Origin of the sequence: Lysobacter sp. CA196, assembly GCF_052078695.1 — a bacterium.
Lineage (GTDB): Bacteria > Pseudomonadota > Gammaproteobacteria > Xanthomonadales > Xanthomonadaceae > Lysobacter.
On record NZ_JBQJIN010000015.1, the window covers coordinates 32,390 to 58,921 of the forward strand.

General features: G+C 68.6%; 24 protein-coding genes and 1 riboswitch. Of the genes, 14 read left to right on the top strand and 10 right to left on the bottom strand.

The window, feature by feature from the left end:
• Window positions 1–104: 104 nt before the first annotated feature.
• From ACTOWK_RS14420 to mutM, 3 genes are all read right to left on the bottom strand, one after another.
• On the bottom strand, window positions 105–2,930 hold the full coding sequence (locus ACTOWK_RS14420) for a protein kinase domain-containing protein (RefSeq protein WP_441330821.1): 2,826 nt from the start codon (window positions 2,928–2,930) through the stop codon (window positions 105–107).
• 127 nt (window positions 2,931–3,057) lie between these two features.
• A complete protein-coding gene (locus ACTOWK_RS14425; protein WP_435396576.1) occupies window positions 3,058–3,630 on the bottom strand; it encodes an ECF-type sigma factor in 573 nt (190 codons plus the stop codon).
• A 161-nt stretch (window positions 3,631–3,791) separates the two neighbouring features.
• Window positions 3,792–4,604, bottom strand: coding sequence for a bifunctional DNA-formamidopyrimidine glycosylase/DNA-(apurinic or apyrimidinic site) lyase (mutM, locus tag ACTOWK_RS14430; protein ID WP_441330822.1), 813 nt, complete (start codon window positions 4,602–4,604; stop codon window positions 3,792–3,794).
• A gap of 64 nt (window positions 4,605–4,668) precedes the next feature.
• On the opposite strand from mutM, the gene ACTOWK_RS14435 reads away from it, so the two are divergent.
• The 9 genes from ACTOWK_RS14435 (at window position 4,669) to ACTOWK_RS14475 (ending at window position 12,671) form a co-directional block, all read left to right on the top strand.
• Entirely contained in the window at window positions 4,669–5,589 is a 921-nt protein-coding gene (locus ACTOWK_RS14435; RefSeq protein WP_441330823.1) for a CHAD domain-containing protein, read from the top strand.
• Between the two features lie 298 nt (window positions 5,590–5,887).
• Entirely contained in the window at window positions 5,888–7,093 is a 1,206-nt protein-coding gene (locus tag ACTOWK_RS14440; RefSeq protein WP_441330824.1) for a DesA family fatty acid desaturase, read from the top strand.
• A gap of 430 nt (window positions 7,094–7,523) precedes the next feature.
• Window positions 7,524–7,694 carry a hypothetical protein gene (locus tag ACTOWK_RS14445; protein ID WP_161786072.1) on the top strand — a complete coding sequence of 57 codons (171 nt, stop codon included), beginning with the start codon at window positions 7,524–7,526 and terminating at the stop codon, window positions 7,692–7,694.
• 12 nt (window positions 7,695–7,706) lie between these two features.
• Window positions 7,707–7,880, top strand: coding sequence for a hypothetical protein (locus ACTOWK_RS14450; protein WP_441330825.1), 174 nt, complete (start codon window positions 7,707–7,709; stop codon window positions 7,878–7,880).
• Window positions 7,881–8,087: 207 nt separating this feature from the next.
• The gene (locus ACTOWK_RS14455) at window positions 8,088–8,426 is read left to right on the top strand and encodes a hypothetical protein (RefSeq protein WP_441330826.1); all 339 of its coding nucleotides are present in this window, start codon (window positions 8,088–8,090) and stop codon (window positions 8,424–8,426) included.
• A gap of 146 nt (window positions 8,427–8,572) precedes the next feature.
• Window positions 8,573–9,391, top strand: a complete 819-nt coding sequence (locus tag ACTOWK_RS14460; RefSeq protein WP_441330827.1) for a kanamycin nucleotidyltransferase C-terminal domain-containing protein — start codon at window positions 8,573–8,575, stop codon at window positions 9,389–9,391.
• Between the two features lie 161 nt (window positions 9,392–9,552).
• On the top strand, window positions 9,553–10,551 hold the full coding sequence (locus ACTOWK_RS14465) for a hypothetical protein (protein ID WP_441330828.1): 999 nt from the start codon (window positions 9,553–9,555) through the stop codon (window positions 10,549–10,551).
• Entirely contained in the window at window positions 10,548–11,297 is a 750-nt protein-coding gene (locus ACTOWK_RS14470) for an ABC transporter ATP-binding protein (RefSeq protein ID WP_441330829.1), read from the top strand. The genes ACTOWK_RS14465 and ACTOWK_RS14470 overlap by 4 nt, the downstream gene beginning before the upstream one ends.
• A 500-nt stretch (window positions 11,298–11,797) precedes the next feature.
• Window positions 11,798–11,904, top strand: a riboswitch (glycine riboswitch).
• Between the two features lie 161 nt (window positions 11,905–12,065).
• Window positions 12,066–12,671: a trimeric intracellular cation channel family protein gene (locus ACTOWK_RS14475; protein ID WP_441330830.1), complete on the top strand. Its 606-nt coding sequence runs from the start codon at window positions 12,066–12,068 to the stop codon at window positions 12,669–12,671.
• A gap of 22 nt (window positions 12,672–12,693) precedes the next feature.
• Here the strand turns inward: ACTOWK_RS14475 and ACTOWK_RS14480 are convergent, their stop codons facing one another.
• From ACTOWK_RS14480 to ACTOWK_RS14490, 3 genes are all read right to left on the bottom strand, one after another.
• Entirely contained in the window at window positions 12,694–13,266 is a 573-nt protein-coding gene (locus ACTOWK_RS14480) for a uracil-DNA glycosylase family protein (protein ID WP_441330831.1), read from the bottom strand.
• Between the two features lie 318 nt (window positions 13,267–13,584).
• Entirely contained in the window at window positions 13,585–15,249 is a 1,665-nt protein-coding gene (locus ACTOWK_RS14485; RefSeq protein ID WP_441330832.1) for an MFS transporter, read from the bottom strand.
• 162 nt (window positions 15,250–15,411) lie between these two features.
• The gene (locus tag ACTOWK_RS14490) at window positions 15,412–16,818 is read right to left on the bottom strand and encodes a DcaP family trimeric outer membrane transporter (protein WP_441330833.1); all 1,407 of its coding nucleotides are present in this window, start codon (window positions 16,816–16,818) and stop codon (window positions 15,412–15,414) included.
• A gap of 330 nt (window positions 16,819–17,148) precedes the next feature.
• Between ACTOWK_RS14490 and acs the strand changes: the two genes are divergently transcribed.
• Complete coding sequence (gene acs, locus ACTOWK_RS14495) at window positions 17,149–19,101, top strand: acetate--CoA ligase (protein WP_441330834.1); 1,953 nt, start codon at window positions 17,149–17,151, stop codon at window positions 19,099–19,101.
• Between the two features lie 384 nt (window positions 19,102–19,485).
• On the opposite strand, the gene ACTOWK_RS14500 is transcribed toward acs, so the two are convergent.
• Entirely contained in the window at window positions 19,486–19,866 is a 381-nt protein-coding gene (locus ACTOWK_RS14500; protein WP_441330835.1) for an endonuclease domain-containing protein, read from the bottom strand.
• Window positions 19,867–19,982: 116 nt separating this feature from the next.
• Between ACTOWK_RS14500 and ACTOWK_RS14505 the strand changes: the two genes are divergently transcribed.
• From ACTOWK_RS14505 to ACTOWK_RS14520, 4 genes are all read left to right on the top strand, one after another.
• Entirely contained in the window at window positions 19,983–20,651 is a 669-nt protein-coding gene (locus tag ACTOWK_RS14505) for a response regulator (RefSeq protein WP_441330836.1), read from the top strand.
• 9 nt (window positions 20,652–20,660) lie between these two features.
• Complete coding sequence (locus ACTOWK_RS14510; RefSeq protein WP_441330837.1) at window positions 20,661–21,149, top strand: SRPBCC family protein; 489 nt, start codon at window positions 20,661–20,663, stop codon at window positions 21,147–21,149.
• 134 nt (window positions 21,150–21,283) lie between these two features.
• Complete coding sequence (locus tag ACTOWK_RS14515; protein WP_441330838.1) at window positions 21,284–21,817, top strand: hypothetical protein; 534 nt, start codon at window positions 21,284–21,286, stop codon at window positions 21,815–21,817.
• Window positions 21,818–21,951: 134 nt separating this feature from the next.
• The gene (locus ACTOWK_RS14520) at window positions 21,952–22,752 is read left to right on the top strand and encodes an SDR family NAD(P)-dependent oxidoreductase (RefSeq protein WP_441330839.1); all 801 of its coding nucleotides are present in this window, start codon (window positions 21,952–21,954) and stop codon (window positions 22,750–22,752) included.
• A 12-nt stretch (window positions 22,753–22,764) separates the two neighbouring features.
• Here ACTOWK_RS14520 and ACTOWK_RS14525 read toward each other — a convergent pair whose 3' ends face one another.
• From ACTOWK_RS14525 to ACTOWK_RS14535, 3 genes are all read right to left on the bottom strand, one after another.
• On the bottom strand, window positions 22,765–23,052 hold the full coding sequence (locus ACTOWK_RS14525) for a hypothetical protein (RefSeq protein ID WP_441330840.1): 288 nt from the start codon (window positions 23,050–23,052) through the stop codon (window positions 22,765–22,767).
• A gap of 316 nt (window positions 23,053–23,368) precedes the next feature.
• The gene (locus ACTOWK_RS14530; RefSeq protein ID WP_441330841.1) at window positions 23,369–23,680 is read right to left on the bottom strand and encodes a hypothetical protein; all 312 of its coding nucleotides are present in this window, start codon (window positions 23,678–23,680) and stop codon (window positions 23,369–23,371) included.
• A 334-nt stretch (window positions 23,681–24,014) separates the two neighbouring features.
• Window positions 24,015–26,501 carry a S8 family peptidase gene (locus ACTOWK_RS14535; RefSeq protein ID WP_441330842.1) on the bottom strand — a complete coding sequence of 829 codons (2,487 nt, stop codon included), beginning with the start codon at window positions 26,499–26,501 and terminating at the stop codon, window positions 24,015–24,017.
• Window positions 26,502–26,532 lie beyond the last annotated feature (31 nt).

The window sequence follows — 26,532 nt, forward strand, 5'->3', positions numbered from 1 at the left end:
TCCGCAGCCGCGGCGGGGCATGCGCCATGCATCGGCGCGAACCGCGCCGACCCACCGAAGCTGCAGGACCGTTCGGCCGCGTGCCGCGCCGAACGTAGCGTCGTCTATCCGCCGCAGGCGTCGCGTATGAGCTGCACGTTGCGTTCGACCTCGCTGCCGTCCGGCCGTGCTTCGCCGATGGTGCGCAGCAGGCCGTCGAGCGTCGCCCGCGCCTGGCCGCGCTGCGGCCCGCCGCAACGCACCTGCGCCGCATAGGCCTGGGCGCGCCAGCCGATCTCGCGCAGCTTTTCGTCGGTGGTCGGCAGCTCGGACAGCGAATCCAGATGGGCGAGTGCGGCGGCGTCGCCGGACAGCGCCTGCACCTGGGCCAGGTCGAGTTCGGCGTGACGGGTGTTCGGATGGCGCTCGCCGTAACCCTTGCGGGTCAGGCCGACCGCGCGCTGCAAATGATCGATGCCCCGGTCGCGTTCGTCCAAGGCGATCTCGACGTCGCCGAGCAAGCGCTCGGTATCGCCGAGCAGGCCGTGTTCGGCGCCGAACTCGGCCGCGCGCAAGGTACGGATCTCGTCGAGCAGCATCCGCGCCAGGGTGTTGCGGCCGGTCGCATGCAGCACTGTCGCCTGCGCGAACAAGGCCTCGGCCAGGCGGCCGCGGTCGAGGTGCTTGCGCGCGATGGTCACCGCGTATTCGAGTTCGCTCAAGGCGCGGTCGACGTCGCCGCGTTCCCAGGCGACCAGGCCGAGGCTGCTGTGCAGGCCGGCGAGGTCGGAATGATCCACGCCCAGGCGGGGGGTCAGCACGTTGCGCAGTTGCTCCAGCTCGATCTGCGCCTGCACATACTGGCCTTGTTCGACGTGGAAGGCGGCGAGCTGGCGGCGCACGGCCAGGGTCGCCGGATGCTGGCCGCCGTTGACTTCCAGGGCGATCGTGAGCGCTTCCTTGGCGTCGCGTTCGGCGTCGTTGAGCTGGCCGAGGTCGCGGCGCAGGGCCGCCAGGTTGCGACTGATCTCGACCTGCAGCGGATGGCGGTCGCCGACGCTCTGCTGCAGGCGCCGGCGCGCCTGCTCGAAGCCGTGCAGGGCCTGGCGGCTCTGCCCGGCATCGGCCTGCAGGCTGGCGAGGTCCATCAGGTTCTCGACTTCGATGACGTCGCTGTTCTCGAGCATTTCGCGGCGTAATGCCAGCGAGCGCTCGAACAGCTGGCGCGCGCCCTGGCGTTCGCCGTTGGCCTGGCGGCAGCGGCCGAGTTCGGAATAGAACTCACTGGCCTGGTTCGGCAACTGCGCCTGTTCGCGTCGGGCCAGATCGAGCCCGGGCTGCATCAACGCCGCGCATTCGCGCGGCTGAGCGAGCAGACGCAGCACCTTGCCGCGCTGGGTGATCGATTCCAGGCGCAGGCTTTCGGGAATGTCGTCGTCGATGCCGGCGATGATGCTGGCCTGGCGGTCGAGCAACGCGCGCGCTTCGTTGTAGTCGCCCAGGCTGGTGCGCATGCGCGCGATCACCCCGAACAGCTCGGCACGTGCGCGCGGTTGCCGCGCGAGTTCGCGGGTGCCGCGGATCACCGAGGCGTCGAGCAGGCCGCGCAGGTCCAGCGCCTCGCCTTCCGGGGTGCCGCGGGCGCTTTCGAACAGGCCGACCATGAAGTCCTGCATCGCCTGGGCGCGGCTGGCTTCGCCGACCGCTTCGCGCGCCTGCCAGGCGACGATGCCGAGCGCGGCGCTGAGCACCACCGTGACCAGGACCGCGGTCGCCAAGGCCCAGCGGTGGCGGGCGACGTATTTGTTGAAGCGGTAGCGCAGGCTCTGCGCCCGCGCCAATACCGGCCGTCCGGACTCGAAACGCTGCAGGTCCAGCGACAGCGCTTCGACCGAGGGATAGCGCTGTTCGGGGCGCTTGGACAGGGTCTTGAGAACGATGTTGTCGAGGTCGCCGCTGAGCTGGCGGGCGAGACGGCGCACCGAATTCGGGTCGACCTCGGCATCGTCGGTGTCGACGTAGCGCAGCACCGCCTGCGAGGGACGCAGCGGGTCGGCGGCGAGGATCGCTTCTTCCCACTCGGCGTCGGTCTGGCGCTTGAGCCGATAAGGTTTGGAATCGGTGAGCAGCTCGTACAGCACCACGCCGAGCGAATACACGTCGGTCATGGTGGTGACCGGCTCGCCGCGCACCTGTTCGGGCGCGGCGTAGTGCAGGGTGAAGGCGCGCGCGCCGGTGCGGGTCTGCTCGGGCAGCGGCACGTCGTTGCTGTCGAGCAGCTTGGCGATGCCGAAGTCGAGCAGGCGCACGTCGCCGGCCGGCGTAACCATGATGTTCGACGGCTTGAGGTCGCGGTGGACGATCAGATTGGCGTGGGCGTGGCTGACCGCGTCGCAGATCTGCTGGAACATGCGCAGGCGTTTGTCGAGCGGGGTGCGCTGATTGCGGCAGTAGTCGGTGATCGGCTCGCCCTCGACGTATTCGAGGGCGAGGTAAGGCAGGCCGTCGCGGCTGATGCCGGCGTCGAGCAAACGGGCGATGTGCGGATGCGCCAGGCGCGCGAGGATCTGCCGTTCGCGGGTGAAGCGCGTGCGCAGGTTGGTGTCGGCCAGGCCAGGACGCAGCAGCTTCAGTGCGACCCGGCGCTGGTACAGGCCGTCGGCGCGCGAGGCCAGCCAGACCTGGCCCATGCCGCCTTCGCCGAGCAGGCTTTCCAGGCGATAAGTGCCGACCTCGACGCCCGGGCGCATGCCGGTGTTCTGCGGCGCGACCAGCGGCTCGGAAAGAAAATCCTCGTGGCCGTCTTCGAGCGCGATCAGTTCGGCGAGTTGATCGGCGAGTTCGGCGTCGTCGGCGCGCAGCTCGCGCAGGCGTTCGGCGCGCGCGACCGGGTCCAGCTCGAGCAGCGCGTCGAGCAGAGGGGACAGGCGTTGCCAGCGTTCGGCATCCATGCGCGGTCAGTCGGTTGCGATACGACGGTCGTCGGCGATGGGGATCATCACGGTGCGCATGGTTTGCGGGCGCGCTGGGCGGCGGCAGCCGGGGCGGTGACGGAATGCGGCACGCGCGGACCGTGCGTCAGCGGTTGGGCTCGTCTTGCAGCGAGGCCAACAGGAACAGACGGGCCTTCTGCCAATCGCGGCGGATGCTGCGTTCGGAGCGTTGCAACAGCGCGGCGATTTCCAGTTCCGACAGGCCGGCGAAATAACGCAGCTCGACCACCTGGGCGAGGCGCTGATCGACGGCGGCCAATTTGGTCAGGGCGGTGTCCAGGCCGAGCGTGTCCTCGTCCAGGCGCAGGCCGCCTTCGACGTCGTCGGGCAACTCGGTGACGCGGTGCAGATCGCCGCCGCGCTTCTGGGCCAGACGCTGGCGCGCGTAATCGACCACCACGCTGCGCATCGCCGAGGCGGCGTAGGCGAAGAAATGCGCGCGATCGTCGAACTGGGCTTCGCGGCGGCCGACCAGCTTGAGGTAGGCCTCGTGCACCAGCGCGGTCGCATCCAGGGTCTGGCCGTGCTGGCCGGCGAGCTGGCGCCGCGCCATGGTGTGCAACTCCTGGTACAGAGTCGCGAGCACGCGATCGAGTGCACCGCGATCGCCTTCGCGGGCGGCATCCAACAGGATCGTGATGTCAGCGCTTTCGGCCATATCGCCCCTCGACTCGGTGGAGACTATAGCGCGTTCATCTTCACATGATAGCGATAGCGGTGGCATCGCCCGCGCCGTGCCCGCGCCGTCCGTCCGGAACCGCGGCCTAGCGTCCTCGGATGGCGCCATCCCGGACGGGCGGGCGCGGCCGGGTCGCCGCTTCAGCGTTGGCAGTGCCCGCACCAGACCGTGGTGCGCTGGCCGATGCTGGCCTGCTTGAGCGGCCGACCGCAGCGCGAGCAGGGTTCGCCGCCGCGGCCGTAGGCCGACAGCTCCTGCTCGAAATAGCCCGGCGCGCCGTCCGGGCTGATGAAATCGCGCAGGGTCGTGCCGCCGCGCTGGATGGCGTAGGCCAGGATGTCCTTGATCGAGGCCGCGAGCTCGGCGTAACGCTCGCGCGAGACCTTGCCGGCCGCGCGCAGCGGCGACACCCCGGCCGCGAACAAGGCCTCGGCGGCGTAGATGTTGCCGACCCCGACCACCACCCGCTGGTCCATCAGGAAGGTCTTCACCGGGGCCTTGCGGCCGCGGCTGAGTTCGAACAGGTAATCGCCGCCGAACCCGTCCGAGAGCGGTTCCGGGCCGAGCTCGCGCAGCAGTTCGTGGGTTTCGCCGGGCGGCTGCCACAGCAGGCAGCCGAAGCGGCGCGGGTCGTTGAAGCGCAGCACCTGGTCGGAGTCGAGCAGCAGGTCGACGTGGTCGTGCGCGCGCACCGGCGTGTCCGCGGGCAGCACGCGCAGGCTGCCGGACATGCCCAGGTGCAGCAGGGCGCTGCCGGCGGCGGTGTCGAGCAGCAGGTACTTGGCGCGGCGGCGCACCGCGTCGATGCGCTCGCCCGGCAGGGTGTCCTCGATCTGCAGCGGGATCGGCCAGCGCAGGTCGGGGCGGCGCAGGATCGCGGTGACGACGCGGCGGCCTTCCAGGTGCGGCGCCAGGCCGCGTCGGGTGGTTTCGACTTCAGGCAATTCAGGCATGCGGCAAGGGTACTATCCCGGCCAGGCCGCGCATCGTTCGAAGGCCGAAACTGGGAGTCGCTTCATGCCGCACGCGCCCGCGTCCGAGGAAGCCGCCGCACACCGGTCCCGGCTCGCCGTAAAGGCGCCGGACGAACCGCTCGCCGCGAAGGCGCCGCACGACCCGGCCGCGCACCCGCCGGGCCGGCGTTTGCGCAGTTTCGCCACCGCCGAGATCGACATGGCGATCGACGCCCTGGGTTGGCGCGGCAACCGCATTCACGCCGGCGTGCACCTGGCGCGCAAGGGGCTGCGGCGGGTCCGCGCCACGCTCGCCCTCGGCGGCGGTGCGCTCGGTCCGGGCGCGGCGCTGGTCGACCGCGAGCTGCGGCGGCTCAATCGCGACTTGTCGGTATTGCGCGACGCGCATGCGCTGGTCGAAACCCTGGACCGTCTGCTGCGCCTGCCGCTCGAGGCCGAAGTCCGCACCTTGCTGCGCCGCGCCCGCCGCCGGGCCGCGCAAGCGCGGGCGTTGGTCGCGCGCCAGGCCCGCGCCGATGACCCCGAACTCGGCGCGCGCCGTTCCCTGTTGCGGGTGTTGCGCGCGGCATTACGGGCCCTGCCCTGGGACGACCTGGCGCCGGAGGATTGGCGCGGCGCGGTCACCGCCAGCCTGGCGCGGGTCGCGCGCTGCGCCGAGCGCGCGCGCCGCGGCGGCCTGGATGAGCACTGGCACGACTGGCGCCGGCGCGCGCGGCGCTTGTCGCAGCAGCAGCGCGCCTTGAAGGCGGCCCGGCTCGGCCGCGACGCGCCGAAGTTCGACAAGCACACGATCGAGCGCCTGGGGGCCGCCCAGGACCTGAACCTGCTGCTCGATCATTGCGGGCGCCGTTCGGTGTTCGGCAAGGCCGATCGCGGCGCCTTGCGGCGCTACGCCGAAGGCGAGCTGGCGCGGTCGCGCGGGGAGATCGTGAACGGGGGCGGGGAGCGGATCGGTCCGGAGTAGCGGGCCGGGTTTCGCTGGCCCGTTGGTTGGGCTCCGCGGCTGCTTGGCCCTCACCCCAACCCTCTCCCGCAAGCGGGAGAGGGGCCAAGCGGATGCCGGCCGGGCTGCCGCGACCGCCGGTCGGCGGCGCCAGCTGAACCCCTTCAGCCGCGCCCGTTGCGGGCGTCCTTGCCCGTTGGAATAAACGACCCCATCACATCGCAGAGCCGTACTGGCGCGAAGGGTCCGCGCCGGGTGGCATCATTTGTTCAGGACCGGCCGCTTCGGGCCGGCCCCCGTGGTCTGTCGGAGTTTCGAAATGCCCGCTTCCCTGATCGATTTCCTCGCCGGCGGCCTGGTCCAGGCCGGCTTCTGGGAACTCGCCGTGTACTTCCTCGCGGTCACCCAGCTCACCATCATGTCGGTGACGCTGTACCTGCACCGCTCGATGGCGCACCGCTCGGTCGATTTCCATCCCGCGCTGGCGCACGTGTTCCGTTTCTGGACCTGGCTGACCACCTCGATGATCACCAAGGAGTGGGCGGCGATCCATCGCAAGCACCACGCCAAGTGCGAGACCGAGGAAGACCCGCACAGCCCGCAGTTCAAGGGCATCGACACGGTCATGTGGCGCGGCGTCGAGCTCTACCGCGAAGCGCGCGGCGAGCGCGAGGACATCGAGAAGTACGGCAAGGGCTGCCCGGACGACTGGATCGAACGCAAGCTCTACACCCCGCACGCGACCAAGGGCCCGGTGCTGCTGCTGTTGCTCAGCTTCGTTCTGTTCGGCTTCGCCGGCGTGGCGATCTGGGCGCTGCAGATGGTGTGGATTCCGTTCTGGGCCGCCGGCGTGGTCAACGGCCTCGGCCATTGGTGGGGCTATCGCAACTTCGAGACCACCGACACCGCGACCAACCTGACCCCGTGGGGTTTCTGGATCGGCGGCGAAGAGCTGCACAACAACCACCACGCCTTCCCGAGCTCGGCCAAGTTCGCCCTGCGCAAGTGGGAGTTCGACATCGGCTGGACGGTGATCCGCGGCTTGCAGGCGGTGCGCCTGGCCAAGGTGCTGCGGGTCGCGCCGACCCTGGACGTGCGCCCGAACATCGCCATGCCGGACACCGAAACCCTGCGCGCGCTGCTTGCGATCCGCTTCCAGGCGATGACCGACTACTACCGCAGCGTGACCTTGCCGACCCTGCGCGAAGAAGCCGCGCACGCCGGCGACCGCATGCGCACTCTGCCGCGCCGTCTGCGCAAGGGCCTGGCCGACGGCGGCCGCTGGCTCGACGACGGTGCACGCGCGCGCCTGCAGAACTGGATCGACGAGCGCCCGCGCATGGCGACCCTGGCCGAATTCCGCCAGCGCCTGGCGCAGGTGCTCGACGACCGTTCGCACGATGCGCAGGCCACCTTGAACCGCTTGCACGCCTGGTGCGTCGACGCCGAAGCCAGCGGCATCCAGTCGCTGCAGGCATTCTCCGCGCGCATGAAGGGCTACGCCCTGGCGCCGGCGCGCCACTGACCGATCCAGGCCGGTGCGCCGGCTGGGTGGTTCCGATAAAAACCCGCGCAGCGATGCGCGGGTTTTTTGTTGCCGCGCGCGCCGCAGGCCGCCAAGGCCGCGATGATGCGGGCCGCCGGCCCTCGCAGCGGCCAGCTCAGGACCGCGACGCTCATCAGCATTTGCCGGCCGGCGAGGGTGTAGCGTGCCGGGCAATGGAATCGCCGCGCCGGACCGCGTCCCGCGCCGCATAAGGAGATGCCGCATGCGCAGGGACATTGTTGCCCGAGTCATCGCCGCCGCCCGCGTGCCGTATTCGCCCCTCTCATTCCCGCCTGCCTGCGCCGCCTTGCGCCGCACGCGAGCGCCGTCATTCCAAGGACGAATCCGCCACCCGTGAACGCGTCGCGCCAGGGACGGGGCCGCGCTTCAAGCACAGGAGACAGAACAGATGAAGGTATTCCGTAGCAAGCGCATCAAGCTGCTCATGCTGGCCTCGTTGTTCGCCGCTGGAATCGGTTTTGGCGTAGCCCAGGCCGACAGCCCCTACCGCGAAGGTTGCCCGCCGAAGGCCGGCTGCAAGTACGGCGGCCAGCGCGTCGGCTGCTGCATGCTGCCCTGAGGACTCCAGACCATGCAGACCTTTCGCAGCACCCGCATGAAGTACCTGGCGCTCGCGGCGCTGTTCGCCGCTTCGGTCGGTTTCGGCGCGGCCCAGGCCGACAACAAGTACGCCGAGGGCTGTGCGCCCAAGGCCGGCTGCCAGTTCGGCGGCAATCGCTTCGCCTGCTGCATGGACGATTCCTGATCCCTGCCCAGCGATGATCCGTGCGTGACCGGCCTTGCGCCGTGCGCACCCGTGTTGCCGGCGTCGCCTCCGCGCGCCGCCGGCAACCCGATCGGCCGAGCGGCGGCGCAGGATCCCGCGATCCGCGGCCCGGGCTTGCCTGGCGCCGCCGCCCGCGTCAGGCTGCGCGGCGAAGCCGCCGCTCCCGGCGTCACCCGGTTCCCGCGCATGCGTCGACTGATTGCGATCGCGTTCTGTTTTCCGCTGTTGAGCGCGGCCCAGCAAGTCGTCTCCACCGGCGACTACCTGTCGCGCATGGACGGCGACCAGGACGGCAAGATCTCGCTGCTCGAATACCAGGACTGGCTCAGCTACGCCTTCGACGCGATGGACGCCAATCGCGACGGCCTGCTCGACGCGCAGGAACAGCCCGCGAGCGGTCGCGGTGCGCGCGCCGCGCTGTCGCGCGAGCAGCACCGCCAGACCCTGGCCGAGCGTTTCGGCAAACAGGACCGCAACCGCGACGGCTGGCTCGATGCGCGCGAACTGGCCTCGCCGCCGCAGTGAGCGCCGGCCTGCGCGCGCGGCCGGATCGTTAAGCGCGGGGCGAGCGCAGGCCGATGCGATGCGCATCCGGCCCATTCTTCGCAGCCCGTCGCAATGCCCGGATCGCGCAATTGCCGCAGCCGCACGGCGCGTGATACCTAGTCGCGATGAATTACGCATTGCCCCGCGGCGAACTCGATACGCTGTTCGCCGGCCCCCAATCGGTCACCTCCGAACAACGCCGCGAACTGGCCGAACTGATCGTCGAACGGCTGCGCCACGTCCACGGCGAGCGTCTGCTCGCGGTCGCCCTGTACGGTTCGACCGCGCGCGAAGGCGACGGCCCGTACTCCGACGTCGAACTGTGGGCGGTGCTCGACGACGACGCCCTTGGCGCCGACTACGACGAAACCCTGGAATGGGTGCACGGCCGCGGCAAGGCCGAGCTGAACCTGATGTCGCGCACCGCCATCGAGGCCTATGCGCGCGAGGTCGACGAAGGTTGGGCGCTCAGCCACGGCCAGTTCGTGCATGCGCGCGCGCTGTGGATCGCGCCCGATCACGGCGCTCTGGTCGAGACCCTGCGCTCGCTCGCTTCGCATCCGAACGACGAGGCGGTCGACGCGGCCCTGGCCGAAATCGTCGTCGGCGAGCTGTACGAACTGGTCGGCAAGCTGCGCAATCGCTATGCGCGCAAACCGCTGTCCCTGCTCGCCTGCGAGTTCGCTCAGCACCTGGCCTGCCTGATCGGTCTGGCCGAGCGGCACGTGTTCGCATCGAGCGGAACCATGTTCGACGAGGCCGCCGACCTGCCCGGGCCGGACGGCGCGGCGCAGTTGTTCGGTCTGGTCGGCCAGGGCGATCTGCGCGACGAAGTGGTGCTGAGCATGGCCGTGGAGCGGGTCTGGACCGGCCTCGAAGAATGGGCGCATGGCGCCGCCTTGCACGAGGCCCTGGAGCGTCGCTGCGCGGCTTCGCAGCGCTGAACGGCGGCGATCCGGTACAGTCCGCATCGTCGACGGGACCGCTGTGGGCGGATTGGGCGTGCTTGCGTGGGCGCGACGCGCGCATCGCCGCCTAGATCCTGCGCAGTGCCGTCGACCATGCCGATTCCAGTTTCGCGATCGATCGACGAGGGCCTCACACCATGGGCCGACTGCTGCACCCTTGGTTCGCCGAAGCGCGCCTCGTCGCCGCGCGCGGCGGCGCATGGCGGCGCGGCCGCGTCACCTTGGCCGCGGCGATCGCGGCCATCGCCTTGCCGCTGGCGTTGCGCGGCTGGGGCGGCGATGCCGCCGTCCTGGTCGCGGCCCTGCCGCGCCTGATCGAACGCTTGCCGCTGCCGTTCGGCCTGCTGGCCATTGCGGCAGCGTATGCGGTCGCGCGGGGCCGCTTGATCGCGCTCGACGAGTACCTGCGCCTGGGCTGGTGGTCGGCGGCGCCGATCGAGCCGGCGCGGGCGACGCGCAGCTTGGTCGTATTGGCCGGCCTGGCGACGTTGACGGCGATGGCGTTCGTCGCCGCGGTATTGGCGGCCTGCGGCGGCGAACCTGCCAGCTTGCGCAGTGCCTATTGGATCGTCGACGGCGGGCTCGCGCTCGGTGCCGTGCTCGGTGTGTTCGCGGCGCTGCGTCATCGCCGCCATCCCACTCCGCGCTTGCGCGAAGGCGCGCGTCTGCCGGTGTTCGGTCTGGCCTGGCTCGACGATGCGCGCTTGCCGCACATCAGCGACTGGCAGCGCCGCGAGGGCGTGCTGCGTTGGCGCCGCGGCGGCCATGCCTGGATGATCGGCGCGGTCTTGTTCGGCCTGCCGAGTTCGACCGGTGCCAGCAGCGGCATCGGCGTGCTGCTGATCGCGATCGCGCTGGCCTGGTTCAGCCTGATCCTGCAGGCCTGCGTCGCCGCGACCCTGGACGCCGATGCCTTGCTCGCGAGCACGCCGCGCGCGCCGCGTCGGCTGGCGCAGGCGGCGTGGCGTTATCCCAGCTTCGCATGGGTATGCGCGGTGGCCTGCATCAGCGCCGGCGCCGGGCTGTTGGGCCTGAGCGGACGTGCCGCGCCGGCGTTGCTCTCAATCCTGCTGGTGCTGTCGGCGCCGGCCTTGCTGGCGCTGCGCCCTGTCTTTCACCGGTCCCTGCCGCGATGACCGTCCTGCTCGAACTCGAAGGCCTGCAACACCGCTACGACGAGCACGCCGTGCTGCACGGCATCGACCTGCGCCTGCATGCCGGCGAATTCGCGGCCTTGATCGGCCCGAACGGCTCGGGCAAGACCACCTTGCTGCATTGCCTGGCCGGCCTGCAGCGGGCCAGCGCCGGACGGGTCTTGATCGGCGGCCACGACCTCGCGCGCGAACCTTTGCAGGCCCGGCGAAAGCTGGGTTTCGCAGTCGACCCGGCGCGCCTGCCGCCGCTGCTGACCGGGCGCGAATGCCTGCGCCTGTTCGCCGGCACCCGCGAACTCGGCGAGGTTCCCGCAGCGACCCTGGCCCTCGCCGAGACCTTGGCGCTGACGCCGATGCTGGATCGGCGCATCGGCCAGTACTCGCTCGGCACCCGCCAGAAACTGGCGATCGCGCTGGGCCTGCTCGGCGAGCCGCCGTTGCTGGTGCTCGACGAACCGCTCAACGGCCTCGACCCGCTCAGTGCCTACGCGCTCAAGCGGCATCTGCAACGGCTCGCGCGCGAACACGGCACCGCGGTGTTGCTGGCGACCCATTCGCTCGACGTCGCCGAGCGTTTCATCACTCGCGCCGTGTTGCTGATGGACGGTCGTCTTCGCCGCGATTGGCGGGCCGACGAACTCGACGCGATCCGCGCCGATCCGCAGCGCTCGCTGGAGCAGTCGATGGTGGAGGCTTTGGCGGCGGAGGGGTCTGCGGGGGCGCGATAGTTTGCGGCAGCGGTGCACCGTCATCGTCTTACCGCCGGTCGCGTCGTCGATGCCGTTGCGCGGTCGCGGCTTGCGCCGCTCCTACCCAAGAGCCGCTGCGTTGTGGCCGGGGTCGGGGTAGGAGCGGCGCAAGCCGCGACCGCGACACCTCGACCATCGGCGCAAGCTATCCGGACCACGATGATTCAGCAGACGAGTCCCCCCTTTGAGAAGGGGCGCAGGGGCATTTGCTTTGTCCCGCAATTCATCGTCACCGGCCGGTCTCAACATCATCCCTTCCGGCCAGTAGAGTCGTAAACGTCATGGCGCGGTCGCGGCTCGCGCCGCTCCTACCCAAGAGCCTGCACGGGCATAACCAAGCGGTTCATCGAATCGGCGATGGGCTGCTACCATGCCCACCGTTGCAGAAGAGTGGCGCCGGCCGATGGCCGCTGCCCGCCGAAGGCGCAGGCTCCCATAATCGCTCAGGCTCGGCCCTCGCGGCCGGAACACTGCAACGAACACGCCGATCTGGAGAGAGGCCGCGATGCGGCCCACCGAAGGGGCAAGCGGCCGCTGTCGCGACAGCGCGCCGCCCAAACTCTCAGGTAAAAGGACAGCGGGAGCGGCACCGCGGCCTTCGGGCCACGGAGACAGGCCAGTACGTACGGCTCAGGTCCGTGCGTGCGCATGCCGTGCCGCCCGATCGCTGCGTCCCTGTCGCAGCGGCGCGTTCGCGTCTCCGTGCCCGGCCGCGGTTCATTCGTGCCTGTCCGACGGAGAACCGCCGTGTTGCTGCAACTGATCTATCTCATCGCCATCAGCGCCGAAGCCATGACCGGCGCGCTCGCCGCCGGCAAGCGGCGCATGGACCTGTTCGGCGTGGTCATCATCGCCAGCGTGACCGCCCTCGGTGGCGGCTCGTTGCGCGACATCGTGCTCGGTCACTACCCGCTCGGTTGGGTGCGGCATCCCGAGTATCTGGGCTACACCATCGGCGCGGCGATCGCGGCGACCTTCCTGGCCAAGAAACTGCATCGCTTGCGCCGCGCCTTCCTCTGGCTGGATGCGCTCGGCCTGATCGCCTTCACCCTGATCGGTTGCTCGGTCGCGCGCGAAGGCGGGCATGCGCCGGCCATCGTCGTCATCGCCGGCATGTTGACCGGCGCCTTCGGCGGCGTGCTGCGCGACGTGCTGTGCAACGAGATTCCGCTGGTGTTCCAGCGCGAGTTGTATGCGGTGATCTCCTTACTGACCGGTGTCGGCTATCTGGCGATGCTGCGCTTCGGCGTCGCCGAGAACCTGAGCGTGTTGCTCTGCCTTGGCGGCGGGTTCGCGTTCCGTCTGCTGGCGATCCGCTACGAGTGGGAGATGCCGAAGTTCGTCTATCAGTGAGCGCCGCCGCTGGCAGACTCGATCAGCAAGCCTCGCTGAGCAACTCGGCGATGCGTTCGCGCAGCGCCGGCAGCAATTCGGCTGCGAACCAGGGGTGGCGTTTGAGCCAGGCCTGGTTGCGCGGGCTGGGATGCGGCAAGGCGACGATCCGCGGCCAGTGCGCGCGCCAGGCCTCGACCGCTTCAGTCAGCGTCGTGCCGGCCTCGGGCAAATGCCAGAGCTGAGCGTAGCGGCCGATCGCCAGGGTCAGGCGCACCTCGCGCAACTGCGGCAGCAGGCGGCGATGCCAGGTCGTCGCGCATTCCGGCCGCGGCGGCAGGTCGCCGGAGCGGCCTTTGCCCGGATAACAAAACCCCATCGGCACGATCGCCACGCGCGCTTCGTCGTAGAACGTCGCGCGGTCCAGTCCGAGCCAGTCGCGCAAACGCTCACCGCTGGCATCGTCGAACGGAACTCCCGAAGCATGCACCTTGCGTCCCGGCGCCTGCCCGGCGATCAGCAACCTCGCCCGCGGGTCCGCCTGCACCACCGGCCGCGGCCCGTGGGGCAAATGCGGAGCGCACAGGGTGCAGGCGCGGATAGCGTCAAGGAGCATGGGACTCGGGACTCGGGACTCGGGACTCGGGAAGCGGGATTCGGGAAGCGAGGACCGAAAGGCTAAATCAAAAGTGCGGCATGCGGCATCTGCTTTAACGGTTCAGATCTTCGGATGGAGCTGCAGTGACCTGAGCACGCCAGCAGCGAAGCGATGCAGCACCTGGAAATAAAGCCGATGCACCTCACACGACCCCGGTGCATGCTTTCCGAGTCCCGAGTCCCGAGTCCCGAGTCCCGAGTCCCGAGTCCCGAGTCCCAAAAAAGCAGAACGCCGGCCCACAGGCCGGCGTTCGCTCGAGACATCAACGCAACCAACTTACGCAGTAATGTCGCGGTCCTTGGTTTCCGGCAGGAACAAGGCGCCGATCACCACGGTCATCGCGGCGACGATGATCGGGTACCACAGGCCGCTGTAGATGTTGCCGGTGGCGGCGACGATGGCGAAGGCGGTGAACGGCAGGAAGCCGCCGAACCAGCCGTTGCCGATGTGGTACGGCAGCGACATCGAGGTGTAGCGGATGCGGGTCGGGAACAGCTCGACCAGCCAGGCGGCGATCGGGCCGTAGACCATCGTCACCAGCAGCACCAGGAAGGTCAGCAGCGCGATCACCATCGGCTTGTTGATCTGCGCCGGGTCGGCCTTGGCCGGATAGCCCGCGGTCTGCAGCGCTTCGGTCAATTGCTTGCCGAAGGCTTCCGACTGCGACTTGAACGTGGCGCTGTCGAGCGATTCGCCTTCGAAGCTGCTCAGGCTGGTGCCGCCGATGCTGACCGTGGCCACGCTGCCGGCCGGGCCGGGTGCGTTGACGTAGGGAATGCCCTTCTTGGCCAGCGCCGACTTGATGATGTCGCAGGACTGCTTGAAGGTCGCCTTGCCGACCGGGTCGAACTGGAACGCGCAACGTTCCGGGTCGGCGGTGACGGTGACCGGCGAAGCGGCGACCGCGGCTTCCAGCGCCGGGTTGACGTTATGGGTCAGCGCCTTGAACACCGGGAAGTAGGTGAACACCGCGATCAGGCAGCCGGCGAGCACGATCTTCTTGCGGCCGATCTTGTCCGAGAGCCAGCCGAACAGGACGAAACCGCCGGTGGCCAGGGCCAGCGCGATCGCGATGAGGATGTCGGCCTGGTTCGGGTCCATGCCGAGGGTCTTGGTCAGGAAGAACAGCGAGTAGAACTGGCCGCCGTACCAGACCACGGCCTGGCCGGCGGTGGCGCCGAGCAGGGCGAGCAGGGCGATCTTGCCGTTCTTGGAGAAGAAGCTCTCGGTGATCGGCGCCTTGGAGGTCTTGCCTTCGGCTTTCATCTGCTGGAACAGCGGCGACTCGGCCAACTGCAGGCGGATCCACACCGACACGCCGAGCAGCAGCACCGAGACCCAGAACGGAATACGCCAGCCCCACGACTCGAAGTCTTCCTTGCCGAGGTAGTTGCGGCAGGCCCAGATCACCAGTAGCGACAGGAACAGGCCGAGCGTCGCGGTGGTCTGGATGAAGCTGGTGTACAGGCCGCGCTTGCCGTTGGGGGCGTGTTCGGCGACGTAGGTCGCCGCACCGCCGTACTCGCCGCCGAGCGCCAGGCCCTGCAACAGGCGCAGGGTGATCAGGATGACCGGCGCGGCGATGCCCAAGGTGGCGTAGCTGGGCAGGATGCCGACCAGGAAGGTCGCCAGGCCCATGATCACGATGGTCACCAGGAAGGTGTACTTGCGTCCGATCATGTCGCCGAGGCGGCCGAATACCAGCGCGCCGAACGGCCGCACCGCGAAACCGGCGGCGAAGGCGAGCAGGGCGAAGATGAACTGGCTGGTCTCGTTCAAGCCGCCGAAGAACTGCTTGCCGATGATCACGGCGAGCGAACCGTAGAGGTAGAAGTCGTACCACTCGAACACGGTGCCGAGGCTGGAGGCGAAGATGACCTTCTTGTGGTCCTTGGTCAGCGGCGCGCTGTGCGGCGCTGCGTTTGCGGTGATGCTGGACATGTCTGTTCCCCCGAACAGTGGAGAGGAGCGGGCCGGAGCCCGCCGGGGCACTCTAGTGATGTTGCAGACGCGACGGGACCGCTGTCGCGACGAATCCTGGGTTCGTCGTTCGCGCTTTCGCGGGAACGGCGAGTGGAACGGCGCCGTCGCCGCTCCATGCCATCAGAAGCTGTACTTGACGTGGGTCTGCAGGCGGTTGATCTCGCCGCGGTCGCCGTTCTCGATCTCGCGCTGGCCCCAAATGTACTCGGCACCCAGGTCGAGTTTCGGGATCGGGGTATAGATCAGGTTGATGTGGGCCGATTGCGCCGACTTGGTGATGCCCAGGCCGGTCAATGCGGTCTTGTTGTCGTACTCGGCGCGCGAATAGAACAGGTTGCCGCGCAGCTTCGGGCTGAACGCGTGGCGCCAGCCGACGAAGCCCGAGACCAGGTCGATGTTCTCCAGGTCGCCGCTGGCGTCGAGCACGGCGTCGTTGTTGAGCGCCAGGCCGACGTAGCGGCCGATGCCGCTGCCGGTGGTGAGCATGTAGCGCAGGTCGTCCTTGGCGCCGAGGTTCCACTTGCCCGACAGGCTCAGGCCGTAGCCGGTGTTGCTGTCGTTGACCCGCCCGGACTGGTACTTGAGCTGGCGCGCGAGCGCGCCGACGCTGAAGTGGCCCCAATCGCCCTTGGCGGTGTAGCGCGCGGTCACGTCCGGCACCGCGCCGTCGTCCCCGGCGACCTGGGCCATGTTGCCGCGGAACGGCGTGTACACGGTTTCCGGGTTCTCGATCGAGAACGACCACGGCCCGCTGGTGTAGCGCAACTGCGCCTGGCGCACGAACACCGTGCCTTCGGTGGGGCCGAGGAAGTCGACCGTGTCCGGCAGCGCCGCGGTGTCCTGGAAGTTCGACCAGGCCTGGCCGGCCATCCACTTGTTCCAGGTCACATAGGCCTGGCGCAGGGTCAGCGCATAGGTGTTGGTGGCGACCTCGTTGCCGGTGAAGGCGGTGCTGCCGCCGCCGTAAAGGTCGAATTCCAGATAACCCTTGAGCTTGTCGCCGCTCTCCAGGTCGGTGTCGGCGGCGAACCAGAAGCGCGAGAAGTTCGCGCCCATGTCGGTGTCGCTGCCGCCTTCGCGGGTGGCCGCGCCGCCGACCGGAATGGTCTTGGGCACGTAGAACAGGCGGCCGACCGAACCGTCGGCGATGTCGCCGTCGTTGGTCTGGGTGACCGAGGCGTCGAGCTTGATGAAACCGCCGTAGCTGAAGCGGGTGCCGGGGTTGCCGGCGGTCGAGATCGGCGTGCTCTGGATGCCGGGCTTGGCCGGCGCCGCCGCGACCGGCGCGCTGGCTTGCGCCGCCTTGACCTCGGTGACCTGGGTCTGCACCTGCTGTTGTTGCGAGACCAGTTGCTGGACCATGCGTTCGAGTTCGACGACGCGCGCTTCGAGTTCTTTTTCCTTCGCGGTCTGCGCGAACGCCAGGCCGGGCAGCGCCAGGGCGACCAGCAAGGCCGCAGTCAAGGGCCGCCGTCGCATCGCCGCGCACCGGGGTGCGGTGCGTGTGAGCACATTAGTGAACGTCATGATTCCCTCCCGAGGAACGCCGCGCGGTACGTGCGGCTGCGGCCAGCCTGCGCGCGGCCCCGACGGCTTCACCATTCGCCATTGGTCGTAACGGCGCGATTCAGTTCTCCCTTTACGACCAAGGTCTAAACCGTTGCCGCGGCGAGGGTCGCGATGAATGCGGCAAACTGTCCGCCTCACGCGCCCGCGCGCGACGCCAGGCGCGCCGGTCGACGCCCACGGCCGAGCATCGCGGCCCGTCCCCGGCGATCGCGGCATAGGCCTCGCGCGCCGGGTCGGCTATAACGAAGCCCGCGCATCGACACCGCCAGCCTTACGGAGCCCCCACTCATGAACCACCCTGTCACCGTTTATCCGACCGACGCGGACTTCGCGGCGAAGTCGCGCTATCGGCGCGAAGACTACGAGCGTCTCTACGCCGAGTCGGTCGCCGACCCCGATGCGTTCTGGGGCGGGGTGGCCCAGCGCCTGGACTGGTTCAAGGCGCCGACCAAGATCAAGAACGTCAGCTTCGATCTGGCCGACTTCCGCATTCACTGGTACGAGGACGGCGAGCTCAACGCCAGCGTCAACTGCCTCGACCGCCACCTCGCCCAGCGCGGCGACAAGACCGCGCTGCTGTTCGAGCACGACGACCCCAACCTGCCCGCCGAGCACATTACGTACCGCGAACTGCATGCGCGCGTGTGCCGGTTGGCCAATGCGCTGCGCAACCTCGGGGTCAAGAAGGGCGACCGCATCACGATTTATCTGCCGATGATTCCCGAAGCGGTGGTGGCGATGCTCGCCTGCGCGCGGGTCGGCGCGATCCATTCGGTGGTGTTCGGTGGTTTCGCCCCGAATTCGATCGCCGACCGCGTCGCCGACTGCGCCAGCAAGCTGGTGATCACCGCCGACGAAGGCCTGCGCGGCAGCAAGAAGATCCCGCTCAAGGCCAACGTCGATGCGGCCCTGAAGCTGCCCGGCACCAACTCGGTCGAAACCGTGCTGGTGGTGCGCCACACCGGCGCCGCGGTCGACATGCAGATGCCGCGCGACCGCTGGTACGACGCGGTGGTCGAAGGCCAGCCGGAGACCTGCGAACCCGAGCGCATGAACGCGGAAGACCCGTTGTTCATCCTCTACACCTCCGGCAGTACCGGCAAGCCCAAGGGCGTGCTGCACACCACCGGCGGTTACCTGGTCTATGCCAGCTACACCCACGAGGCGGTGTTCGACCTGCGCGAAGACGACATCTACTGGTGCACCGCCGACGTCGGCTGGGTCACCGGTCACAGCTACATCGTCTACGGCCCGCTCGCCAACGGCGCTACCGCGCTGGTGTTCGAGGGCGTGCCGAACTATCCGGACGTGTCGCGTTTCTGGAACGTGATCGACAAGCACAAGGTGAGCGTGTTCTACACCGCGCCGACCGCGATCCGCGCGCTGATGCGCGACGGCGACGAGCCGGTCAAGAAGACCTCGCGCGCCTCGCTGCGTCTGCTCGGCACCGTCGGCGAGCCGATCAACCCCGAAGCCTGGCGTTGGTATTACGAAGTGGTCGGCGATTCGCGTTGCCCGATCGTCGACACCTGGTGGCAGACCGAGACCGGCGGCATCCTGATCACCCCGTTGGCCGGTGCGATCGACCTCAAGCCCGGTTCGGCGAGCAAGCCCTTCTTCGGCGTGCAGCCGGCCCTGGTGGACGCCAACGGCGGCGAGCTCGAAGGCGAGGCCGAAGGCAATCTGGTGCTGAAGGATTCCTGGCCGGGCCAGATGCGCACCGTCTACGGCGACCATCCGCGTTTCATCGAGACCTATTTCAAGACCTACCCCGGCAGCTATTTCACCGGCGACGGCTGCCGCCGCGATGCCGACGGCTATTACTGGATCACCGGTCGCGTCGACGACGTCATCAACGTCAGCGGCCATCGCATCGGCACGGCCGAAGTCGAGAGCGCGCTGGTCTCGCACCCCAAGGTCGCCGAAGCGGCCGTGGTCGGTTTTCCGCACGACCTCAAGGGCCAGGGCATCTACGCCTATGTGACTTTGATCGCCGGCGAAGCGCAGAACGACGAGCTGCGCAAGGAACTGGTGGCCTGGGTGCGCAAGGAAATCGGCCCGATCGCCACCCCCGACCACTTGCAGTGGGCGCCCGGCCTGCCGAAGACCCGTTCGGGCAAGATCATGCGCCGCATCCTGCGCAAGATCGCCGAGAACGCCCCGGACCAGCTGGGCGACACGAGTACCCTCGCCGACCCCTCGGTGGTCGAGAGCCTGGTCAACGAGCGCTTGGGCAAGTAAGCGGAGCCGTCATCGCAGCACGGCCGTTCTGCGGTTGTTTGTGGGGTAGCGACAGCAGCAACAACAGAAACAGCAACAGAAACAGCAACAGCAACAGCAACAGAAACAGCAAATCCCCCCTGCCCCCCTTTTTCAAAGGGGGGGCGGTAGGTGGGTTTCATCCGAGTTGGGGCGAAGCGTCGCCTCACGAGGCTTGGCGGCATGTTCGCCGTCATGGCCGCTATTCATGGCCATTGCCACAGCCACGATTACGGTCAATCCGATAGCCTGCATTGCTGCCCGTTTCTCGTTACTCGTTGTGACCACGACGCCCTGCACCTGCTTTGGCTGTTCCCCCCTTTGAAAAAGGGGGGGCAGGGGGGATTTGCTTCGCCTTTTGGCATTTCAGCCCTTATCCCTTACCAGTAGCAGACGCTCGGACACCACTCGATAAATCTCCTCCATCACAGCCGTCGTCTCATTGAGCACCTGCAGGTTGTCGAAGCGGATCACCCGCAACCCCAGCGTCTCCAACGCAGCCGTCCGTCGCGCATCCGCCATCAGGCCCGAATCGCTCATGTGCTGTGAGCCGTCTACCTCGATGACCAGCCCCACCGCCGGTGCATAGAAGTCGACCACATAACCTACCAGCGGCTTCTGCCGGTAGAACTGCACACCGAGCATCTGTTTGCGCCGCAACAGCCACCACAACCGCTGTTCGGCGGCGCTGGCGCCGCTTCGCAGACGCCGCGCGGGCGTTTTGAGACGGGGTTCATACGAATGCATACCCGCACGTCACCCGACTTCACCCATCGTCCAATAGCGGAACAGCCCCCTATAGGACGTAAGATTCCTCCCATGCACGTCGTCCGCAGCGCCCTTCCCCCGACCAGGCCCGCCCCATGCCGACCTTGCTGATCGCCGACGACCACCCGTTGTTCCGCGAAGCTTTGCGCGGCGCGGTCGCGCGGGTGTTACCCGATGCGGTCCTGCGCGAGGCCGACAGCGTCGACGCGCTGTATGTGCTGGTCGAGGCCGAATCCGATGCCGATCTGCTGTTGCTCGATCTCAATATGCCCGGCGCGCAGGGCTTCAGCGCGCTGGTGCATCTGCGCGCGCTGCATCCGCAGTTGCCGATCGTGGTGGTGTCGGCGCGCGAAGAGCCTGCGACGATGCGCCGCGCGCTCGATCACGGCGCGGTCGGTTTCATCCCCAAGTCCGCCGATGCTGCGACGCTCGGCGTGGCCCTGACCACGGTGCTCGACGGCGACCGCTGGGCGCCGCCGGCTGCGTTCGCCGCGCCGGCCGCGAATGCCGACGAGCACGAGGCCGCGCAACGCCTGCGCGACCTTACTCCGCAGCAGTTCCGGGTTCTGCAGATGCTCGGCGCGGGCCTGCTCAACAAACAGATCGGTTACGAACTCGGCGTCTCCGAAGCGACGGTCAAGGCCCACGTCACCGCGATCCTGCGCAAGCTCGGCGCCAACAACCGCACCCAGGCGGTGCTGATCGCCGGCCGCCTCGCCCTCGATCCCAGCGCGATCGTGCCGCCGCCGGAAGAGGTCGAGTGAGCCACTGGGATGGCAGGACAGAATGAGCACACGAGGGACACCGAGCAAAGCTTCCCCGATCCGGTAACCAAAACCGTGCAGATCCAGGCCGAACCGGCGACGGTCTGGCAGGCGTTGACCGAGCCTGCGCGGATGGCGGCGTGGATGTCCGAGGAGCCGCTCGACGTCGTCACCGACTGGGTCGTCGGCGGCCCGATCCTGATTCGCGGCGTGTTGCACGGGCGCCTGCGTTTCGAGAACAGCGGCATCGTCCGCGCCTTCGAGACCGAACGTGCGCTCGAATACACTCATTGGAGCTCGCTGTCGCGGCGTGCGCTCGCCGATGCGCCCGAGAACCACGTCAGCATCGGGCTGCGCCTGCATCCCAGCGGCGACGGCACCCGGCTGGACCTGAGCCTGAGCAACCTGGGCCACTATGCGGTCTACGGTCATATGAATTTCTATTGGGAAGTCACCCTGGCGGTGCTCAAGCGTTACTGCGAGGCCGAGGCACGGTAACGCGCGTTGCACTGCGTGGCCGCACCCGCCGTCCGTCGGCGCTCTGCGAATCGCAGCGGACGGCCATTGATCCGGCGGGGCGGCTGCCGGCATAGTCGCGCCGTCATGGGACCGCCATCGCGAAAGGAAGCCGCATGAGTCGCTCGACCCGCTGGATGCTGTCGTTGGCGATGCCCGTATTCGCGGTGCCCGTGTTAGCGATGCTCGTACTCGCGCCGCCCGCAGGCGCGCACGACGTCGAATGCGATTTCGACCAGGACTATCTGGCCAAGCGCATGCAGCAAGCCGCCGCGCGCCACGGCGGCCGGCTCGATGCCGCCACCGGCACTGCCATCTGGAAACTGCGCAACGGCGAGACCGTCACCGTCGCCAGCGGCGGTTGCGTGCATTACGGCAGCACGGTGAGTCTGGTCTACGCGCCGGGCGCAACCGCACCTTCCCGTGAGGTCGCGATCGAGCGCCTGTTGGCCGCGGTGTCGAAGTACTGGCAGCCCGCCGCTGCACGCCGCCTGCAGGCCGCGCTGCGCACCGGCGCATATGAAACGCAGACCCTGGACGACGGCAGCGTCGAACTGATCGGTTCGCTCGACCCGGGCCCGGGGTTCTCGTTCGAGTACCGCCTCCTGCTCAGCAAGCACGAAGCGCGGATCAGTTGGGAAGAAGCCTGATCGGCGAAACCGCAAGCCGCGTACAAACTTGAAAAGAGCGCTGCGCCGGTGTTAGCTGGCCGCCTCATGCGCCGCCGCGCAGTCGCGGTCGGCGCGCGTGCACGACGATGCGATGCGGTTCGAACGGAGGCGCGATGAAGCGGGAACTCGAAGGCAAGGTCGCGGTGATCCATGGCGGTGGCGGCGCCATCGGTGGCGCGGTGGCGCGCGCATTTGCACGCGAAGGTGCGCGGCTGTTTCTCGCGGGCCGCTCTCAGGCGCGCCTCGACGCGGTGGTCGCCGACATCGCGGGTACCGGCGGCAGCGCCGAAAGCGCGCAGGTCGATGCGCTCGATGCCGAACAAGTCGAGCGCCACGCCGAGGCGGTCGCGGCGAAGGCCGGCGCCATCGACATCGTCTTCAACGCGGTGGCCTTCGTGCATGTGCAAGGCGTGCCGTTCGGGGCGCTGCCGCTCGGCGATTTCGAGTATCCGGTCCACGCGTACATCCGCTCGAACTACCTCACCGCACAAGCCGCGGCGCGCCACATGGGCGAGCGCGGCGGCGTCATCCTGAGTCTGGTCACGCCGGTCGCGCGCATGACCGGGCCGGGGTACATGGGCCATTGCGTCGCTTGCGCCGGCGTCGAAGCGATGTCGCGCCATCTCGCCGGCGAACTCGGCGGTCGCGGCATCCGCACCGTCTGCCTGCGTTCGCATGCGATCCCGGAAGCGCTGGATGCCGGTTCGCACAGCCGCGAGGTGTTTCAGCCGCTCGCCGACCAGGCCGGTATTTCGGTCGAGGCGATGTTGCAGGGCGCGGCCGAGAGTACCTTGCTCAAGCGTCTGCCGACGCTCGCCGACATCGCCGGCAGTGCGGTCTATGCGGCATCGGATCGGGCTGCGGCGATGACCGGCGGCATCCTCAATCTCACCGGCGGTTTCCTGGTGGATTGAAGCGCGTGCGGCTCAGGGCTCGTCGCGCTGCGCGTCCGGCGCCCACACCACGCCGAGCGCGCGTATGCCGAAGCCGGATACCCGCTGCACTTCGCGCCACGGGTCCAGCGAGGTGTCGAACTCGATGATTTCGTAGCAACGACCGCAGCTGCGCCAATCCGAGCACGGCGCGATGTTCGGCGCCTGATCCCAGGGAACGCCCGACAGACGCCGCAGTTCCACCCACGCTTCGGCCAGCGAGCCGTGTTGGCTCAGCGGTTCGGCATGATCGGTGTCTTCGATGATGAAGCGCGTCGCCATGAGCTCGATGCGTGCTACCCAGAGAGTGGACTGCGGGGCGATGCCGGGCGGCCGGGCCGGCCTTCCCCAAGGCCGGCGATCCCGCGGCATCGTAGCCGGGCTCATGCCTTACGACAAATCGCCGCCGCGGCGATACGGTCGCGGACATCAAGTCGCTCGAAGGATCAACGGCGTCGGCCCGCCGGTGGGCGTCTAAACCAGGATCGTGGTCACAGCCGGGCAACGCACGTCGACCGGCGCAGACGATACCGTGCGAGGCAGGCGCGAGGACGCAAGCGTGCAATCACCACGCACGAAGTCGTTTCGCGGCGAGGCGCTAGGGCAGAGTGAATTTGCGCATCGCGCGCAGCGGCCACAGCGAAGTGAAGCGCGCGCCGCCGACCAGGCGATGCGCGGCCGACATGCCCTGCAACAAATCCAGGCGTTCCAACACGTCTTTGGCGCGACGGAAGCTATGGCGCGGGTCGGCGGTCAGCATGAAGAGGTTGATCTCTTTCGCGCTGACGTCGTAACCCTCCAGCTCGACCGTTTCGCCCAACGCCGCCTTCAACTCGGCCTCGATCGTCGCCAGGAAGGCTTCGTCGGCCAGGGACTTGCGCCAGAACTTGATGATGAGTTGATGATCCATCCGCCGATTGTAGGCGCAACCGCGATCGCCTTGCTCCGGCCGCGATCAACGGCGCTCCGCACGCAAGCGGCGCTCACGCCGGTGGAACGACAACGGTTGCCGATACGGTCGCTGCGATCGCAGCGACAGCGTAACGACGAACACCGCGAACGCCTCCCTCTCCCGCTGGCGGGAGAGGGGCGGGGTGAGGGCGGTCCCTGGAATGGCGGCAGATCGTTACGAGCATCGACCTCTCAGGCGATCGGGTTCCCGCATGAGCACGCTCGCAATGCCCCGGAAAAAAGCGGCCCGGTTTCCCGGGCCGCCGGTCAGGCTTCCCTGCCTGCCTCGCAGCTCAGTCCTCGGCGCTCTGGTAAGCGACCAGATACCGGCCTGCGGCGACGGCGAAGGCGGCACGGGTCACCGTCTTGCCGGGGTCGAAGTAGGCATGCAGGGTCGGCTGCAGATCGAACGGGCCCTGGGTGACGGCGAAACGCGCGTTGATCAGGCCACGGTCGAGGGCGAGCTGCACGTAGCCGCGCAGGCTGGCCGGGATCGACGCCGCATCGTCGACGGCGATGCGCTTGCCGTCGTAGAACGCGGTCAACTGGCCGTTGAACGCGCGCGCTTCGCCTTGCAGGGCCAGGCTCTGCACCAGCGAATAGGCCAGGCTGACCCGGCTGACGCTGTCGTTCGGGCGGAACGCGCCGTTGAGCGTGCCCATCACGCCATCCTGCGACTGGCTCAGGTCGCGCAGTGCGCCGCCGTTGGCGATCGCGGATTCGGCATAGGCGTAACGCGCATCGCCGGGCGAGAGGTCGCTGAAGCTGGAGCGGCCGTTGAACGGCAGGTACTGGCGCACGCTCTGGCCCATCAACAGGTACTGCGCCAGTTCGCTGCGCTTGAGCGTGGCATCGGGACGGAACTGCTGGTCGGAGTAACCGTCGACCAGCCGGTTGGCGACGGCGAATTCGATCGCCGAGCGCGCCGCGTGGGTGGCGACGTCGCCCATGCCGGTGTAGCCGCCGCTCTTGAGGAAGCTGATCTCGCCGTCGACCGTGCCGGGCAGGCCGTAGCCATTGGTGACCTTGGCCGGGTCGAGGTTGGTGCCGGAGACCGAGCCGACGCCGCGCACGCTGACCTTCCACACGCCGGGCTTGCCGGGTGCGCCGGTGGTGACGGTGTCGCCGAGCACCGGCAGGGCGATCGAAGAGCCGTACTTGATGCCGTCCGGATCGGTCAGCACCACCGCGAGGGTGTTCTCGCCGATGGTGGCGCGGGCCGCGACCCAGGCGATGTCGCTGGCGACGGTGAAGCTTTGTTCCTCGACCGTGCCGACCGGGGCGAAGTCGACCGAGAACGGCAGGTTGGGCACGCCGCCGGAGAGGATGGCGTTGGCGTTGAACGCGCGCAGCGGATTGACCGTGGCGCCGAAGCCGTAGCGCAGCGCAGCGGCCTCGGCGACCGCGGTGTAGGCGTTGACGTGGCCGGCACCGGCTTCCCAGGCCAGGCGCCCGGTCATGTTGGTCGAGGTGCGTTCGAGAATGTCCTTGATCTGCGCCGGGGTCAGGTTGGGGTTGGCTTCCAGCATCAGCGCGACGATGCCGGCGACATGCGGCGTCGCCATCGAGGTGCCGCTCATGTGGGTGTAGAAGGCCAGATAGGCCGGCGCCAGGGTTTCGGCGTCGTGCTGTGCTTCGGTCGCCGGCAAGGCGCCAGTCAGCGCGCGCGTCGACACGATGTCGACGCCCGGCGCGACGATGGTGGGCTGGTTGATGTAGGTCCACTGGCGGCCGTCGGGCATGGTGAAGCTGCCGCTTTCGCCGCGCTTGCCGCGCGAGGAGAAGCCGGTCAGCACGCCGTCCTTTTCGCCGGCGCCGACCGAGATCACCCACGGCGCTTGCGCGTAGGGGTTGTGGGTGTCTTCGCCGGGGCCGTCGTTGCCGGCGGCGAACACGCTGACGATGCCGCGCTTGTACAGCTCGTAAGTCGAGACGTTGACCGGGTTGAGCGGATCGAACTTGCCGCTGCTGCCCCAGGAGTTGCTGGTCACGCGGATCGGATGGTCGAAGCTGAACTGCTTGGTCGCGGCGTAGTCGAGGCCGCCGACCGCATCGAGGATCAGCAACACCGCACCGGAGCCGTAACCGACCAGGTCCGCGCCCGGCGCCACGCCGCGGTACAGGCCGTTGGAGCGGGCGCCGTTGCCGCCGATGGTGCCGGCGCAATGAGTGCCGTGGCCGGAACCCAGGTCGGTGTTGATCACCCCCTCGGTGTAGGAGATCGGCAGCATCGAATCGAGCGAGTTGAGGTTGGTGGTGCCGAGGGTGTTCTCGACCACGTGCTCGCGGAACTTGAGGTCGTCGTGGGTGGCGTCGATGCCGGAGTCGTTGACCACCACGGTGATGCCGGCGCCGCTGAACGGCACCGCGCGCACGTAGTCGCCGGGGTGGTCGACGGCGCGGGCGGCGCCGGTGATTTCGCGCGCTTCCTTGTTGAAGTAGCGCAGCGGCGCATTCCAGTAGATCGAGGCCACATCGTCGCGCTGGGCCAAGGCGCGGATTTCCGCGGGCGTCGCCAGGGCGCCGGCGATCGGCAGGGTCCGCATGGTCACGCCCTGGTCGATGCCGAGCGCGCGCAGCGCCGCGACCTGGGCCGGGGTCACCGGGCTCGACTGCTTGTAGCTGACCACGACCTGCAGCGGCTCGGTGCCGGCGACGGCGGCCATGCGCTTGAGCAACTGCGGGTCGAGATGGGCGTCGGCCAGAGCGACGCCGCTGGCGAGTACGCCGGCGGCGATGGCGCAGACGCGGAAGGTCTTACGGGGAATTCGCGATGACATGGTCGATTGGCTCCGGAACCGCCCAGGACGT

What these genes read in the sequence shown, in the direction of transcription:
- ACTOWK_RS14420 (WP_441330821.1), bottom strand. Translation starts at nt 2,930, where the DNA reads ATGGATGCCGAACGCTGGCAACGCCTGTCCCCTCTGCTCGACGCGCTG.
- ACTOWK_RS14425 (WP_435396576.1), bottom strand. Translation starts at nt 3,630, where the DNA reads ATGGCCGAAAGCGCTGACATCACGATCCTGTTGGATGCCGCCCGCGAA.
- mutM (WP_441330822.1), bottom strand. Translation starts at nt 4,604, where the DNA reads ATGCCTGAATTGCCTGAAGTCGAAACCACCCGACGCGGCCTGGCGCCG.
- ACTOWK_RS14435 (WP_441330823.1), top strand. Translation starts at nt 4,669, where the DNA reads ATGCCGCACGCGCCCGCGTCCGAGGAAGCCGCCGCACACCGGTCCCGG.
- ACTOWK_RS14440 (WP_441330824.1), top strand. Translation starts at nt 5,888, where the DNA reads ATGCCCGCTTCCCTGATCGATTTCCTCGCCGGCGGCCTGGTCCAGGCC.
- ACTOWK_RS14445 (WP_161786072.1), top strand. Translation starts at nt 7,524, where the DNA reads ATGAAGGTATTCCGTAGCAAGCGCATCAAGCTGCTCATGCTGGCCTCG.
- ACTOWK_RS14450 (WP_441330825.1), top strand. Translation starts at nt 7,707, where the DNA reads ATGCAGACCTTTCGCAGCACCCGCATGAAGTACCTGGCGCTCGCGGCG.
- ACTOWK_RS14455 (WP_441330826.1), top strand. Translation starts at nt 8,088, where the DNA reads ATGCGTCGACTGATTGCGATCGCGTTCTGTTTTCCGCTGTTGAGCGCG.
- ACTOWK_RS14460 (WP_441330827.1), top strand. Translation starts at nt 8,573, where the DNA reads ATGAATTACGCATTGCCCCGCGGCGAACTCGATACGCTGTTCGCCGGC.
- ACTOWK_RS14465 (WP_441330828.1), top strand. Translation starts at nt 9,553, where the DNA reads ATGGGCCGACTGCTGCACCCTTGGTTCGCCGAAGCGCGCCTCGTCGCC.
- ACTOWK_RS14470 (WP_441330829.1), top strand. Translation starts at nt 10,548, where the DNA reads ATGACCGTCCTGCTCGAACTCGAAGGCCTGCAACACCGCTACGACGAG.
- ACTOWK_RS14480 (WP_441330831.1), bottom strand. Translation starts at nt 13,266, where the DNA reads ATGCTCCTTGACGCTATCCGCGCCTGCACCCTGTGCGCTCCGCATTTG.
- ACTOWK_RS14485 (WP_441330832.1), bottom strand. Translation starts at nt 15,249, where the DNA reads ATGTCCAGCATCACCGCAAACGCAGCGCCGCACAGCGCGCCGCTGACC.
- ACTOWK_RS14490 (WP_441330833.1), bottom strand. Translation starts at nt 16,818, where the DNA reads ATGACGTTCACTAATGTGCTCACACGCACCGCACCCCGGTGCGCGGCG.
- acs (WP_441330834.1), top strand. Translation starts at nt 17,149, where the DNA reads ATGAACCACCCTGTCACCGTTTATCCGACCGACGCGGACTTCGCGGCG.
- ACTOWK_RS14500 (WP_441330835.1), bottom strand. Translation starts at nt 19,866, where the DNA reads ATGCATTCGTATGAACCCCGTCTCAAAACGCCCGCGCGGCGTCTGCGA.
- ACTOWK_RS14505 (WP_441330836.1), top strand. Translation starts at nt 19,983, where the DNA reads ATGCCGACCTTGCTGATCGCCGACGACCACCCGTTGTTCCGCGAAGCT.
- ACTOWK_RS14510 (WP_441330837.1), top strand. Translation starts at nt 20,661, where the DNA reads ATGGCAGGACAGAATGAGCACACGAGGGACACCGAGCAAAGCTTCCCC.
- ACTOWK_RS14515 (WP_441330838.1), top strand. Translation starts at nt 21,284, where the DNA reads ATGAGTCGCTCGACCCGCTGGATGCTGTCGTTGGCGATGCCCGTATTC.
- ACTOWK_RS14520 (WP_441330839.1), top strand. Translation starts at nt 21,952, where the DNA reads ATGAAGCGGGAACTCGAAGGCAAGGTCGCGGTGATCCATGGCGGTGGC.
- ACTOWK_RS14525 (WP_441330840.1), bottom strand. Translation starts at nt 23,052, where the DNA reads ATGGCGACGCGCTTCATCATCGAAGACACCGATCATGCCGAACCGCTG.
- ACTOWK_RS14530 (WP_441330841.1), bottom strand. Translation starts at nt 23,680, where the DNA reads ATGGATCATCAACTCATCATCAAGTTCTGGCGCAAGTCCCTGGCCGAC.
- ACTOWK_RS14535 (WP_441330842.1), bottom strand. Translation starts at nt 26,501, where the DNA reads ATGTCATCGCGAATTCCCCGTAAGACCTTCCGCGTCTGCGCCATCGCC.